Consider the following 14,124-nt stretch of genomic DNA (forward strand, 5'->3'; position numbering starts at 1 on the left):
CGCGCCACTGCGCATTAAGCGCTGAGCTGCAATCACGCATTGGCTTGCGGTGAACCGACCTGCACAGACTAGACCCGGCGTCGCGGCCGGTAAGGACTAAGGGGATTTACGTCGAGATCCACGGCCTTCACGCATTGTTGGCGCTCGCGATGGCTTGAGCCCGCGTGCCATTCCCCGCTTTGAAGCTCGACCTTCGTCATCTCCGCCACCTTAAAGCACTTCCATTCGCCTCCCGGCGGCAAGCCTTTGCTGGAACTGCCTGCAAACTGAAAGGCGAGCGTGCGTTCCTGGCCATCGGTATGGCCCAATATTGCGGGGCAAATTGCGCGCGGGTGGCCTTGATAGAAACAGAGCACCTGTTGGTGCTCGACCATGCCCCGCGCGATCAGATCATAGGTGCTCGACAAGGAAACCTCCGGAGTTGGTCCCACTCTCGCAGTTACAAACTGCCCGGTTTATGAGAGCGGCGCGCCGATCAATCCTGCGGCTCGGACGCCGCATCGCCCTGCGCGTCGATGCGCAGCCAGCCTGACGGCGCGAGGCGCTGCTGCGGCAGGAAGCGGGCCTTGTAGTCCATCTTCTTCGAGCCTTCGATCCAGTAGCCGAGATAGACGTAAGGAAGGCCCTGACGTCGGGCACGGGCGATGTGGTCGAGGATCATGAATGTGCCCATCGAGCGGCTGACTTCGCCGGGCTCGAAGAACGAATAAACCATCGACAGGCCGTCGCTGAGCACGTCGGTCAGCGCGACCGCGATCAGCTCCTCGCCGCGGCCGGTGATGCCGCTGTCGGGACCGCGCCTGCGGTACTCGATGATGCGGGTTTCGACGTGGCTGTCCTCGACCATCATGGCGTAGTCGAGCACGGTCATGTCGGCCATGCCGCCATGGCGGTGACGGGAATCGAGATAGGCGCGGAACACCGAATATTGCTCGGAGGTCGGCACCGCGCTGCGCTGCTCGCCGATGATGTCGGCGTTACGCGCGATCACCTTGCGGAAATTGCGGGAGGGGCGGAACTCGTTGGCGATCACCCGGACCGAGACGCAGGCGCGGCACTGGTCGCAGGCCGGCCGGTAGGCGATCGACTGGCTGCGACGGAAACCGCCATGGGTCAGGAGGTCGTTGAGGTCGCCGGCGCGCTCACCCACGAGGTGCGTAAACACCTTGCGCTCGTGCCGGCCCGGCAGATAGGGGCAGGGGGAGGGCGCCGTGAGGTAAAATTGGGGGGTGTCGCGCGAGTGCTGGGTCAAGGGACGTCGTGGGCCTCCAAAATACGTATCAGCATCGCGCTACCAAAGCCCCTGGTCAATCGGTCAACTCGGCAGGTCAGATGGGTCAGCATAGCGGGTCCAGGTTGATAGGTTCTTGATCAGTAGGTCCTTGATCAAAAGGTCGTTGTTTAGTAGGTCCGCGCGCCCTGCGGCACCGGCGCGCGAACGGAATTGTTGATCACGACCGTTCCCAGCACGAAATCCTGCAGCAAGCGCCTGCGGCCGTTGAACAGCCCAACCAGCACCACGAAGGGCGACAGGAACGAGACGGTCACCCAGAACAGCACGGCGTGGGTGGCGCCGAGCACGAAATAGCCCGGCGCGCCGTACCAGGTGCGCAGCTCCAGATCCATCAGGCGCATGCCGATCGTCGCGGACGACGGACCGCCGATACAGGCGCCGTAATAGACGATGGCCCAGATCACGGAAGCCGGCCAGGCCAGCCAGAACAGCGCCCAGCCGATGCCGAGCGTGACCACGCCGAATACCGCGATGAAGAGGTAGCCGAGGATCACCGGCACCGAGATCACGATCATGTCTATCAGGAAGGCGAACACCCGCCGCGTCGCAACGCCGCGGAACAGTTCCGGGTGCAGATAGGGATCGTAGGCGTGCGGCTGCGCTCCGCCGTCATTGCGCCAGGCGTTGCCTGAATCCGAATAAGACATGTCCGTCCTCCCAAGGGAAAACTCCCATGGCAGGAGATGGGAACAGGCCGTCCGTGTGCCAAGGGCGCGCTGGCGTTAACAAGCCGAATATTCCGGCGATTCGGGGGCGGTGGGGCGAGTTGCGACCGCTACAAACCCGGGACCCGCGTGCCTTACTCCTGCGCGCGCAGCTTTTCCGCCACCTTCGGTGCAAAGTAGCTCAGCACGCCATCGGCGCCGGCGCGCTTGAACGCCAACAAGCTCTCCATCATGGCGCGGTCGCCGTCGAGCCAGCCGTTGTTCGCGGCGGCCGCGATCATCGCGTATTCGCCGGAGACCTGGTAGGCGAAGGTCGGCATTGCGAAGGTGTCCTTCACGCGGCGGACCACGTCGAGATAGGGCATGCCGGGCTTCACCATCACCATGTCGGCGCCCTCGGCGATGTCGAGCTCGACCTCGCGTAGCGCTTCATCCGTGTTGGCGCTGTCCATCTGATAGGTGCGCTTGTCGCCGGTGAGCGTCTTGGCCGAACCGATGGCGTCGCGGAACGGGCCGTAGAAGGCGGAGGCGTATTTTGCGGCATAGGCCATGATCTGCACGTCGAGCAGGCCGGTGCGATCCAGGCCCTCACGGATCGCGGCGACGCGGCCGTCCATCATGTCGGAGGGCGCGATGATGTCGCAGCCGGCTTCGGCCTGCACCAGGGCCTGACGCACCAGCACGGCGACCGTCTCGTCGTTCAAAATCTTGCCGTCGGAGATCAGGCCGTCATGGCCGTGGCTGGTGAAGGGATCAAGCGCAACGTCGCAGAGAATGCCGATCTCCGGAAACTCCTTCTTGATCGCGCGCACCGCCTGGCAGACCAGATTGTTCGGGTTGGTGGCCTCCGAGCCTTCCTCGTCGCGCAAGGAAGGGTCGGTGTAGGGAAACAGCGCGAGGCAGGGGATGGTGAGCTTCATCGCGCGCTCGGCCTCGCGCACGGCTTGATCGACGCTAAGACGCTCGACACCCGGCATCGAGGCGATCTGCTCGCGCTTGTTGTTGCCGTCGATCAAAAACAGCGGCCAGATCAAATCGTCGGTGGTGAGGACGTTCTCGCGCACCATGCGCCGGGCCCATTCGGCCTTGCGGTTGCGGCGCGGCCGGACGGTCAGATCGAGGGCAGGGGAGGCGCCAGCGCCATCCCGGCGCGAAACCTCGCGCAATTCGATCGGACGTCCGTATTTGATCGCCATCATTCTTCCTCCGGCTGGAATTATTCTTATACCAGTTCGCATGGTTCCCGTCACCGCGGCTTGACCTGCCGCAAGGCAGAATTGAAGACTTGGGCAGCCGATTGATTTTGCGGGGCAAAGCAGCCAGAAGGGGCCATGTCCGAGATTTCCACCCGTGATGCGGCCCGCGACAGCGCCAGGGACGCCCTCCGAGACAACGCCAGAGACAACGCAATGTCGGTGGCGGCGATCTCGTCGGAGCGTGCCAAGTCCGACGACAATGTCTGGACGCGCCGGCTCGTGCTGTTCCTGCGGGTGATGGCGCTGCTCTCGATCCTGAAAGGTCTCTATCACTGGGCCCAGGTCACCGGCTTCGTCGGCGGCGAGGACGAGGCGTTCGAGAACCAGTCGATGGCCTGGCAGGCCGCCACCGTTTATTTCGCCGTGATCGAGCTCGTTGCCGCGGTTGGCCTCTGGCTCGCCACACCCTGGGGCGCGGTGGTGTGGCTGACGACCGTGGTGTCGATGGCGGTGATCGAGCTGATGTTCCCCGGCATTTACGGCGGCAGCCTGGTCGTGGTCGGGGTCGAAGCCTTCATGCTGGCCGCCTATCTCGCGCTCGCCTGGATGGCCGCACGCGAACGGCCGCCATAGGCGAAGCTTTCGACACACCAATATTCTCGTGCCCCGGACGCAGCGCAGCGCGCCGCACTTGCGGCGTGGTGCGCTGCTGAGCCGGGGCCCATCTCTCCACGATCCATGCCTTGGCTATCTGGGTCCCGGATCTGCGCTTCGCTTGTCCGGGACACGAGAGTGTCGCGCTTGGTTGACCGTTGGTTGCCTAAAATTCGAGGTAACTTTTCGTTGACTCCGTGCATTTCGCCACAGCTCTTACGCGCCCGTTTCGAAACGGGGCGAGGCTGTTCTGGAATGCGACAATCGGGGCGGACGGAGGGTGAACAGGACCTTGCGAGAGTCAACAGACGGTTGCGAAAAGTGCTTGTGGCACAGGCTTAATCCGCAATTCACTGTCTTAAATTCATGATCTCTTTATTCTCTTATTTAAGCCGATCTTCAAACGAGCCCCTTAAGTTGCACCTATCAGACGGAGCACAAGTTTCGTCGAATGAGTGTCGATAAAAACGACAACAGGGGAAGTGTCATGATGAAAGCCGTCGCAACTGCGGCAGATACCGCAGAGCGCGTCTCCGGCCAGCAGGGTTCGGTGCAGACGCTCTATCTGGAAGCTTTGACTCTGGTGGAGCGGCTGCATCGCCGGCTGCTCGACGTCATCAAGGACGAGTTCGATCGCCGCGGCCGTGCGGACATCAATTCGGTGCAGGCGCTCCTGCTCTACAACATCGGCGACAAGGAGCTGACCGCGGGCGAACTGCGCACGCGCGGTTATTACCTCGGCTCCAACGTCTCCTACAATCTGAAGAAGCTCGTCGAGCTCGGCTTCCTTGATCACCAGCGCTCGCGCGTTGATCGCCGCTCGGTGCGCATCCGCCTGACGCCGCAGGGCCAGGAAGTTCGCCGCATCGTCGACTCTCTCTACCAGAAGCACGTCAAGACGGTGGAGCAGGTCGGTGGCATCTCCGGTGAGGAGTTCTCGACCCTCAACAAGTCGCTGCACCGCCTCGAGCGGTTCTGGACCGACCAGATCCTGTATCGTCTCTGAGTTCGTTCGACGAGACTTGGCCAAGCCGGCCCCACAACAAGACCGGCAAGCCTCCCGAACGTGCCTGAACTTCCCCAAGCGCATCGGCCCGGCTCTCTGCCTGGCCGGTGCGTTTTGTCATTTCGCGGTTGCGAAAAAAATCGCCAACCGGTGGGAACGAGTTCCCGGTTCCGCGCTTATCCTCTTCGGATCGGAGGCTGACGATGCTGGTCGAGCGTGGCGTGGGGGCGAACGTGGAACTCGTGAGCGAGGCCTATGCCATCGCCGCGAACTATCTTCGCCGCTCCGGCGCGATCCGCGACACCCTCGTCACCGACGAACGCCTGCTCGAGATCGTCATCAAACTGCTCCAGCACGGCGAATTCAACAAGATCAGGCTGGCCAACAAGGCCATCGCCAGGTTCGAAGCGCAGTCCGAGGCCAAAGCGGTTGCCTGATCACGACTCCCAACATGTCGAAGAACCAGAGGATGCCATGGAAGCTGCCATCGACCGCATCATGCAGACCTATGACCTGCTCGCCAACCGCAGCTCTGCGGCGAGCGCGGAGGCGAGGGCCAAGGTCACGAACTATCTCAATACGTTGATGGAAGCCGGCGAGAAGGACACCCACAGGTTGACGGTGTGCGGCCTGACCTATCTGCGCCAGCTCGACGGCAGCGTGGACCCGGTGAAGGCGGGGTATACCGGGCTGTGACGGGACGCTGACCTCGCCTCCGGCGCGGCGTTTGAGGCTCAAAGCGGCCCCATTTCGGAGGGTCGCAAATGGGGTGATTCCATAGAACCGCCCCAGCGCCGAAAACCTTCACTCCCACCATATCTTGCACAAATCTCACGCCCGACCCGCAAACCCTTGGCCGGGGGCGGGCGATGTGGTAAATCGCGCTCGCCGCTTCCGATCGCCACACCAGACCCGCCCGTAGCCCGCCAAAAGGCTGCGGCGGTGGAGATATTCGCAAGATGACCTTCGCCAAAACCGCCTCCGCCCCCGATTCGTTTTTTACCGCCTCGCTCGATCAGGCCGACCCGGAAATCGCAGCCGCCATCAAGGGCGAGCTCGGCCGGCAGCGCCATGAGGTCGAACTGATCGCCTCCGAGAACATCGTCAGCCGTGCCGTGCTGGAAGCGCAGGGTTCGGTGATGACCAACAAATACGCGGAAGGTTATCCCGGCGCGCGCTATTACGGCGGTTGTGAGTGGGTCGACGTCGCCGAGAATCTCGCGATCGATCGCGCCAAGAAGCTGTTCGGCGCCGGCTTTGCCAACGTGCAACCCAATTCCGGCAGCCAGATGAACCAGGCGGTGTTTTTGGCGCTGCTCCAGCCCGGCGACACCTTCATGGGCCTCGATCTTGCGGCCGGCGGCCATCTCACCCACGGCTCGCCCGTCAACATGAGCGGCAAGTGGTTCAAGGCGGCGCACTACACCGTGCGCCGCGAGGACCAGATCATCGACATGGACGCGGTCGCCAAGCAGGCCGAAGAGGTCAAGCCGAAGCTGATCGTCGCCGGCGGCTCGGCCTATTCGCGCGCCTGGGACTTCAAGCGTTTCCGCGAGATCGCGGACAGCGTCGGCGCGTACCTGTTGGTCGACATGGCGCACTTCGCGGGCCTCGTGGCCGGCGGCGTGCATGCCTCACCCGTGCCGCATGCCCACATTACCACCACCACGACGCACAAGTCGCTGCGCGGTCCGCGCGGCGGCCTGATGCTGTGGAATGACGAGGCGCTGACCAAGAAGCTCAATTCGGCGATCTTCCCGGGTCTTCAGGGCGGACCGCTGATGCACGTGATCGCGGCGAAGGCGGTGGCCTTTGGCGAGGCGCTGCGTCCGGACTTCAAGGTCTATGCGAAGAACGTCGTCGAGAACGCCAAGGCGCTGGCCGAAACGCTCAAGGGCCACGGGTTCGACATTGTCTCCGGCGGCACCGATAACCATCTGATGCTCGTTGACCTCCGGCCGAAGGGCCTGAAGGGCAACGTCTCGGAGAAGGCGCTGGTCCGCGCCGCCATCACTTGCAACAAGAATGGCATTCCCTTCGACCCCGCGTCGCCGTTTGTCACCTCCGGTATTCGGCTGGGCACGCCGGCGGCAACCACGCGCGGCTTCGGCGTCGCTGAATTCCAGCAGGTCGGCAGCATGATCGTCGAAGTCCTGAACGCGATCGCGCAGTCCGACGACGGCAAGGCGCCGCTGGTGGAAGCCGCGATCAAGGAACGGGTCAAGGCGCTCACCGACCGGTTTCCGATCTACCAGTAAGGTTGGGTTAAACGGATGCGCTGCCCGAACTGCAACAGTCTCGATACGCAGGTAAAGGACTCGCGTCCGACCGAGGACTCTTCCGTGATCCGCAGGCGGCGCGTTTGCGTCGCCTGCAATTTCCGCTTCACCACTTTCGAGCGCGTGCAGCTGCGCGAGCTCACGGTGATCAAGCGCAACGGCCGCCGCGTGCCGTTCGACCGCGACAAGCTGATGCGATCGGTGTCGATCTCCTTGCGCAAGCGGCAGGTCGAGCCGGAGCGGGTGGAAAAGATGGTCTCCACCATCGTGCGCGAGCTCGAGACCGGGGGCGAGGCCGAAATTTCTTCCGAGGTGATCGGCGAGACCGTGATGGAGCATCTGCGCACGCTCGACGACGTCGCCTATGTGCGCTTCGCCTCGGTCTACCGCAATTTCCGCGAGGCCAAGGATTTCGCCGACGTGCTCGGCGAGCTCTCCGGTGAGGAGCAAGCGCGGCTCGCCGCGATCCGCAAATGATCTTCCGCATCCTGGAGGATCAATTCGCGCAGAAGGCCCGCGAGTCCAGGGATACCGATCGGCGCTTCATGGCGCTGGCCCTGGCGCTCGGCCGGCGCGGGCAGGGGCGTACCTGGCCCAATCCGGCCGTCGGCGCCGTCATTGTCAAGGACGGCGTCATCGTCGGCCGCGGCTGGACCCAGCCTGGCGGACGGCCGCATGGCGAGCCTGAAGCACTGCAGCGTGCGGGCGAGGCCGCGCGCGGCGCCACGCTCTACGTCACGCTGGAGCCGTGCTCGCATTTCGGCAAGTCGCCGCCCTGCGCCGATGCGGTGATCGCCGCCGGCATCAAGCGGGTGGTGTCCGCGATCGAGGATCCCAATCCGGAAGTCGCCGGCCAAGGCCACGCGCGCCTGCGCGCTGCCGGCATCACGGTGGATGTGGGTTTGTGTGCAGCGGAGGCCGCCTTCGACCACGCCGGGCATTTTCGCCGTATCCGGGATCGCCGCCCATATGTAATCCTGAAGCTCGCGGTCTCGCCCGACGGCAAGATCGGCGCGGCCGGGGGCAAGCCGGTTGCGATCACCGGCGAGGCGGCGCGCAATCGCGTGCATCTCTTGCGCGCGCAGAGCGACGCCATCCTCATCGGCATCGGAACGGTGCTGGCGGACGATCCGGAGCTCAACTGCCGCCTGCCGGGCATGGCGGCGCGCTCGCCGGTGCGCGTGGTGCTCGATCAGAGCCTGCGCATTTCCGGCGCGAGCAAGCTCGTCGGCTCTGCGCGCGAGACACCGCTGTGGGTGGTGGGTTCTGAACTCGCGGAAGCCGCAGCCGCCACGCGGCTCGGCGCCGCCGGTGCGCAGGTGATCCGCATACCGCCGGGCAACGCATCCGGGCTCGATCTTGCGGCCGTGCTGCAGACGCTGGCCGAGAAGGGCATCACGCGGTTGATGGTCGAGGGCGGCAGCCGTGTTGCGGCGTCCTTCGTCACGGCCGGCCTCGCCGACGAGATCTGGCTGTTCCACGGCGCGGAAGCGGTGGGCGCCGACGGGGTGGATGCGCTCGATGCATTGCCCCTGTCGAAAATCACGCAGTCGCAGGCCTACAAGGTTCATGCTAGCGAGACATTCGAGCACGATACTCTCACCGTCTACGAGCGCGCATAACATGTTCACCGGCATTGTCACCGATATCGGCGAGATCGTCGGCTTCAAGCCGACGGCGCAGGGCCAGTTGCACCGGCTGCGCATCGCCTGCCGCTACGATCAGACCACCATTGCCGACGGCGCCTCGATCGCCTGCAACGGCGTCTGCCTGACCGTCGTCGCCTCGGGTGTCGAAAGTGGCTCCACCTGGTTCGACGTCGATGCTGCGGCCGAGACGCTGGCGCTGACGACCGCAAAGCACTGGAGGGTCGGCACGAGGCTCAACCTCGAGCGTGCGCTCAAGATCGGCGACGAGCTTGGCGGGCATATCGTCGCCGGCCACGCCGATGGCATCGCGACCCTCGTCAGCCGCGAGGACCTGCCCGACATGGCGCGGTTCGAACTCTCGACGACGCGGGAGCTGGCGCGGTTCATCGCGACCAAGGGCTCGATCACGCTCAACGGCGTATCGCTGACGGTTAATACGGTGAAGGACGTGATCTTTTCGGTGCTGATCATCCCGCACACCCTGATGGTCACGACGATCGGCGCCTGGAAGGCGGGCACCGAGGTCAATATTGAGGTCGATTTGATGGCCCGCTACGCGGCGCGGCTGACGGAAATGAAGTGACGGCGTCTTTGAACTTGGCTTACCCGCCGGCGGCGACTACATAGCGCCAACCCCTGTGAAACGGATTGATTATGGCTGACGCACGGCGTGCACCCCTGAAGGACCAGACCGACATTTCCGGCGCGCGCGCGTTGATTGTCGAGGCGCGGTTCTATGACGATCTCCAGGACGCGCTTCTGGACGGCGCAGTCGCCGAGTTGAAGGCGGCGGGCATGACCCATGATGTCATCACGGTTCCCGGCGCGCTGGAGATCCCGGCGGCGGTGGCGATTGCCATCGATGCCGCGGCTGCCAATGGCAAGCCCTATGACGCCGCGATCGCGCTCGGCTGCGTGATCCGTGGCGACACCATTCATTTCGAGATCGTCTCGCAGGAATCTTCGCGCGCGCTGATGGACCTCGCGGTGGCGCGCAAGCTGCCGCTCGGCAACGGCATCCTCACAGTCAACACCGAGGCGCAGGCCTGGGCGCGGGCGCGCGCCAGCGAGCTCAACAAGGGCGGCGATGCCGCGCGCGCCGCGATTGCGATGCTGCGGATAAAACGCCGGCTGGCGCGGGCTTGATCATGGCCGATAACAACAAAAGGCCGCCGGCTGGCGCGGAGAAGAAGGCGAACCGACGCGGTGCGGCGCGGCTCGCCGCCGTGCAGGCGCTCTACCAGATGGACATCGCCGGTGCCGGCATCAACGACATTTTTGCGGAGTTCGAGAGCCACTGGCTCGGCAATGAGGTCGAGGGCGATACATATCTCCCGGCGGAAGCGGCGTTCTTCCGCGACGTCGTCTCCGGCGTCGTACGCGACCAGAAGAAGCTCGATCCCCTGATTGACGAGGCGCTGTCGAAGGGCTGGCCGTTGAAGCGCATCGAAGCGATCCTGCGCGCGGTGCTGCGGGCCGGGGCCTACGAATTGGAGCACCGCAAGGACGTTCCGGGCCGCGTCGTGGTCTCCGAATATGTCGATGTCGCCAACGCCTTCGTCGATCGCGAGGAGACCGGCATGGTCAACGCGGTGCTCGACCAGATCGGCCGCCAGTTTCGCGGTGACGAGTTCGGGAGAGGGTAGATTGAGACGACGTCCGCCGTAGCCGTCATCCTGAGGTGCCGGAGCGAAGCGGACGCCTCGAAGGACGGCGGCGTGCCACCGAGGGTGCATCTCGGCCACGCATCCTTCGAGGCTCGCAAGGGCTCGCACCTCAGGATGACGGGTCTAGTACCGTGACGCAGGACAAAGAATCGGTATCCGCCGAAGACTCCCTCATCGCGCGCTATTTCAAGCCGCTGGCGACCGATCCCGGCGCGCTAGGGCTCGTGGACGATGCCGCCATCCTGAAATCCCAAGGCGAGGATATCGTCGTCACCACCGATGCGGTGGTGGAGGGCGTGCATTATCTTGCCACCGATCCGCCCGACACCATCGCGCGCAAGGCGCTGCGGGTGAATCTGTCCGATCTCGCGGCCAAGGGCGCGACCCCTGCCGGCTTCGTGCTGACGCTGGCGCTGCGCAGCAAGGAAGACGCCTGGCTCAGGCCGTTCGCGGATGCGCTGGGCGAGGACGCGAAAACATTTGCCTGCCCGCTGCTCGGCGGCGACACGGTGTCGACGCCGGGGCCGCAGATGATCTCGATCACCGCCTTCGGCCGCGTGCCGCGGGGGCAGATGGTCGGCCGCACCGGTGCAAGGCCGGGTGACCGCATCCTGGTGACGGGGACAATTGGGGACGCCGCGCTCGGCCTTGACGTGCTCAAGGGCGGCGAGGCGGCGGTCGCGCTGACCTCCGATCCGAACGCGCGCGAGATGCTGATCTCGCGCTATCGCGTGCCGCAACCGCGCAATGCTCTCGCGCAGGCCGTGCGTGAGCATGCTACGGCTGCGATGGATGTCTCCGACGGCCTTGCCGGAGATCTGACAAAGCTCTGTGCGGCATCAGGCGTCTCGGCCACGATCGACGTGGCGAGCGTGCCGCTCTCGGCTGCTGCGGCCGGCCTGATCGCGGCCAACGTCGTTTGCGTTGAGACGCTGCTGGCAGGGGGTGACGATTACGAGGTGCTGTGCACGGTGCCGCCGGCGCAAGGCGAACTGCTGATTGCCTTGGGACAGGCGGCAGGCCTTCCCGTTACGGCCATCGGCACGATCATGGCGGGCCATGAGCGGCCGTGCTTCCTGGACGGGCAGGGCCAGGAACTGGTCTTGAAGCGGCTCTCCTACAGCCACTTCTAGGAATTGCCCCAAACCCGCGTCCAGTCTCTCCGACTGAGCCTAAATACCTGCCGAGATCGGCTTTTTCGGCCTTATCCGGCGTTGCACCCTCAATTTGATTTTGGCAAGCTTGTGACCGACTAGGGCCGCGCCTTCGGGCAAGGGCGGCCTTGTTCAACATCAAGGCGCCGCACCGCACGACGGAAACAAAAGGCGCCGGGGGTACGTTCATCAAGGATCTGAGGCAAAAAATCACATGACAGCATTATGGTTGATTGTGCTCTGCGGAGTGCTTTCCGTCGTCTACGCGATCTGGGCGACATCTTCGGTTTTGAGTGCGGATGCGGGGTCGCCGCGCATGCAGGAGATCGCGGCTGCGGTGGCCGAGGGCGCGCAGGCCTATCTCAAGCGACAGTACATGACGATCGGCATGGTCGGCGTCGTGATTTTCGCCCTGCTGGCCTACTTCCTCGGCATGCTGGTTGCGATCGGCTTCCTGATCGGTGCGGTGTTGTCAGGCGCAGCGGGCTTCATCGGCATGAACGTCTCGGTCCGCGCGAATGTGCGCACCGCGCAGGCGGCGACGACATCGCTTGCCGGCGGCCTCGAGCTCGCCTTCAAGGCGGGCGCCATCACCGGCATGCTGGTCGCGGGTCTCGCACTGCTCGGCGTTACCATCTATTTCGCCTATCTCACGCACGGCATGGGGCTGAAGGCCAACGACCGTGTCGTCGTCGATGCGCTGGTGGCGCTCGGCTTCGGCGCCTCGCTGATCTCGATCTTCGCCCGTCTCGGCGGCGGCATCTTCACCAAGGGTGCTGACGTCGGCGGCGACCTCGTCGGCAAGGTCGAGGCCGGCATTCCTGAGGACGATCCGCGCAACCCGGCGACCATCGCCGACAACGTCGGTGACAATGTCGGTGACTGCGCTGGCATGGCGGCCGACCTGTTCGAGACCTATGCGGTGACTGCGGTCGCCACCATGGTGCTCGCCGCGATCTTCTTCGCGACCTCGCCGCTGCTGGTGAACATGATGACCCTGCCGCTCGCCATTGGCGGCGTCTGCATCATCACCTCGATCATCGGCACCTTCTTCGTCAAGCTCGGCGCCAGCCAGTCGATCATGGGTGCGCTCTACAAGGGCCTGATCGCGACCGGCGTGCTGTCGATCGTGGGCGTTGCCGGCGTCATCTACTGGCTGATCGGTTTCGGCCCGCTGGAAGGCGTGAAGTATACCGGCATGGCGCTGTTCGAGTGCGGCGTCGTCGGCCTCGTCGTTACCGGGCTGATCATCGTGATCACCGAATACTATACCGGCACTGATTATCGCCCGGTCAAGTCGATCGCGGCGTCGTCGGTTACCGGTCACGGCACCAACGTGATCCAGGGCCTGGCGATCTCGATGGAATCCACCGCCGGTCCGGCGCTGGTGATCATCGCCGGCATTCTCGTCACTTACAGCCTTGCCGGCTTGTTCGGCATTGCGATTGCGACCGCCACGATGCTGGCGCTGGCTGGCATGGTCGTGGCGCTCGACGCCTTCGGCCCGGTCACCGACAATGCCGGCGGCATAGCCGAAATGGCCGGTCTTCCGAAGGAAGTCCGCAAGTCCACCGACGCGCTCGACGCGGTCGGCAACACCACCAAGGCGGTCACCAAGGGCTATGCGATCGGCTCCGCCGGTCTCGGTGCGTTGGTGCTGTTCGCGGCTTACAATGAAGACCTCAAATTCTTCATCGCCAACGCCGCGAAGTATCCGTACTTCCAGGGCGTACTGCCCGACTTCTCGCTCAACAATCCTTACGTCGTCGTCGGCCTCTTGTTCGGCGGCCTGCTGCCGTATCTGTTCGGCGCGATGGGCATGACCGCCGTGGGCCGTGCGGCCAGCGCGATCGTCGAGGAAGTGCGGCGCCAGTTCCGCGAGAAGCCCGGCATCATGCAGGGCACCGACAAGCCGGACTACGGCAGGGCCGTCGACCTGCTGACCAAGGCGGCGATCAAAGAAATGATCATTCCGTCGCTGCTGCCGGTGCTGTCGCCGATCTTCGTCTATTTCGTGATCTACGCGATCGCAGGTGGCGGTGCCGTCGGCAAGTCGGCCGCGTTCTCCGCCGTCGGCGCCATGCTGCTCGGCGTGATTGTGACGGGCCTGTTCGTCGCAATCTCCATGACCTCGGGCGGCGGTGCCTGGGACAACGCCAAGAAGTACATCGAGGACGGCCATTACGGCGGCAAGGGCAGTGATGCCCACAAGGCGGCCGTGACCGGCGACACCGTCGGCGATCCCTACAAGGACACGGCAGGTCCCGCGGTGAATCCGATGATCAAGATCACGAACATCGTGGCGCTGCTGCTGCTGGCGATTTTGGCGCACTGAGCGGCGCGAACGAACAAGACAAAACCCCGCGGCGTGAGCCGCGGGGTTTTCTGTTCGATAGGTTGGATGCTTTCAATCCGTCATTGCGAGGAGCTCTTGCGACGAAGCAATCCAGAAATGTGCCCGCAGAGGCAGTCTGGATTGCTCACATGGGGATTTGGTGTGTCAAGGCGGATGTTCAGCTTTTTGTTTGATTGCTGCCAGCTTTTCGTCCCGACCGCTGGG

At 64.2% G+C, this 14,124-nt stretch carries 16 protein-coding genes; 12 read left to right on the forward strand and 4 right to left on the reverse strand.

The window, feature by feature from the left end:
* Positions 1-68: 68 nt before the first annotated feature.
* From ABIB06_RS30235 to hemB, 4 genes are all read right to left on the reverse strand, one after another.
* The gene (locus ABIB06_RS30235) at positions 69-407 is read right to left on the reverse strand and encodes a hypothetical protein (RefSeq protein WP_354051688.1); all 339 of its coding nucleotides are present in this window, start codon (positions 405-407) and stop codon (positions 69-71) included.
* Positions 408-475: 68 nt separating this feature from the next.
* Positions 476-1,252 carry an arginyltransferase gene (locus tag ABIB06_RS30240; protein ID WP_247349430.1) on the reverse strand — a complete coding sequence of 259 codons (777 nt, stop codon included), beginning with the start codon at positions 1,250-1,252 and terminating at the stop codon, positions 476-478.
* Between the two features lie 149 nt (positions 1,253-1,401).
* On the reverse strand, positions 1,402-1,941 hold the full coding sequence (locus ABIB06_RS30245) for an RDD family protein (protein ID WP_354051690.1): 540 nt from the start codon (positions 1,939-1,941) through the stop codon (positions 1,402-1,404).
* 152 nt (positions 1,942-2,093) lie between these two features.
* The gene (gene hemB / locus ABIB06_RS30250) at positions 2,094-3,155 is read right to left on the reverse strand and encodes a porphobilinogen synthase (protein WP_354051707.1); all 1,062 of its coding nucleotides are present in this window, start codon (positions 3,153-3,155) and stop codon (positions 2,094-2,096) included.
* A 135-nt stretch (positions 3,156-3,290) separates the two neighbouring features.
* Here hemB and ABIB06_RS30255 point away from each other — a divergent pair, with 135 nt between their 5' ends.
* The 12 genes from ABIB06_RS30255 (at position 3,291) to ABIB06_RS30310 (ending at position 13,899) form a co-directional block, all read left to right on the forward strand.
* A complete protein-coding gene (locus ABIB06_RS30255) occupies positions 3,291-3,788 on the forward strand; it encodes a DUF6163 family protein (RefSeq protein WP_354051692.1) in 498 nt (165 codons plus the stop codon).
* Positions 3,789-4,296: 508 nt separating this feature from the next.
* Positions 4,297-4,815 carry a transcriptional regulator LdtR gene (ldtR, locus tag ABIB06_RS30260; protein WP_007603420.1) on the forward strand — a complete coding sequence of 173 codons (519 nt, stop codon included), beginning with the start codon at positions 4,297-4,299 and terminating at the stop codon, positions 4,813-4,815.
* A 203-nt stretch (positions 4,816-5,018) separates the two neighbouring features.
* Complete coding sequence (locus ABIB06_RS30265) at positions 5,019-5,252, forward strand: hypothetical protein (protein WP_354051695.1); 234 nt, start codon at positions 5,019-5,021, stop codon at positions 5,250-5,252.
* 37 nt (positions 5,253-5,289) lie between these two features.
* Entirely contained in the window at positions 5,290-5,511 is a 222-nt protein-coding gene (locus tag ABIB06_RS30270; RefSeq protein ID WP_247349426.1) for a hypothetical protein, read from the forward strand.
* A 263-nt stretch (positions 5,512-5,774) separates the two neighbouring features.
* Positions 5,775-7,073: a serine hydroxymethyltransferase gene (glyA, locus tag ABIB06_RS30275; RefSeq protein WP_247349425.1), complete on the forward strand. Its 1,299-nt coding sequence runs from the start codon at positions 5,775-5,777 to the stop codon at positions 7,071-7,073.
* A gap of 15 nt (positions 7,074-7,088) precedes the next feature.
* Entirely contained in the window at positions 7,089-7,571 is a 483-nt protein-coding gene (gene nrdR / locus ABIB06_RS30280) for a transcriptional regulator NrdR (protein ID WP_247349424.1), read from the forward strand.
* The gene (gene ribD / locus ABIB06_RS30285; RefSeq protein WP_354051697.1) at positions 7,568-8,716 is read left to right on the forward strand and encodes a bifunctional diaminohydroxyphosphoribosylaminopyrimidine deaminase/5-amino-6-(5-phosphoribosylamino)uracil reductase RibD; all 1,149 of its coding nucleotides are present in this window, start codon (positions 7,568-7,570) and stop codon (positions 8,714-8,716) included. The genes nrdR and ribD overlap by 4 nt, the downstream gene beginning before the upstream one ends.
* A gap of 1 nt (position 8,717) precedes the next feature.
* Positions 8,718-9,326: a riboflavin synthase gene (locus ABIB06_RS30290; RefSeq protein WP_354051698.1), complete on the forward strand. Its 609-nt coding sequence runs from the start codon at positions 8,718-8,720 to the stop codon at positions 9,324-9,326.
* Between the two features lie 71 nt (positions 9,327-9,397).
* Positions 9,398-9,889: a 6,7-dimethyl-8-ribityllumazine synthase gene (gene ribH, locus ABIB06_RS30295; RefSeq protein WP_354069766.1), complete on the forward strand. Its 492-nt coding sequence runs from the start codon at positions 9,398-9,400 to the stop codon at positions 9,887-9,889.
* 2 nt (positions 9,890-9,891) lie between these two features.
* A complete protein-coding gene (gene nusB, locus ABIB06_RS30300; RefSeq protein WP_247349420.1) occupies positions 9,892-10,389 on the forward strand; it encodes a transcription antitermination factor NusB in 498 nt (165 codons plus the stop codon).
* Between the two features lie 152 nt (positions 10,390-10,541).
* Positions 10,542-11,543: a thiamine-phosphate kinase gene (gene thiL, locus ABIB06_RS30305; RefSeq protein WP_354051702.1), complete on the forward strand. Its 1,002-nt coding sequence runs from the start codon at positions 10,542-10,544 to the stop codon at positions 11,541-11,543.
* A 235-nt stretch (positions 11,544-11,778) separates the two neighbouring features.
* Entirely contained in the window at positions 11,779-13,899 is a 2,121-nt protein-coding gene (locus ABIB06_RS30310; RefSeq protein ID WP_027567258.1) for a sodium-translocating pyrophosphatase, read from the forward strand.
* Positions 13,900-14,124: the final 225 nt, after the last annotated feature.

The sequence above is a fragment of the Bradyrhizobium sp. LB8.2 genome (genome assembly GCF_040548035.1).
Lineage (GTDB): Bacteria > Pseudomonadota > Alphaproteobacteria > Rhizobiales > Xanthobacteraceae > Bradyrhizobium.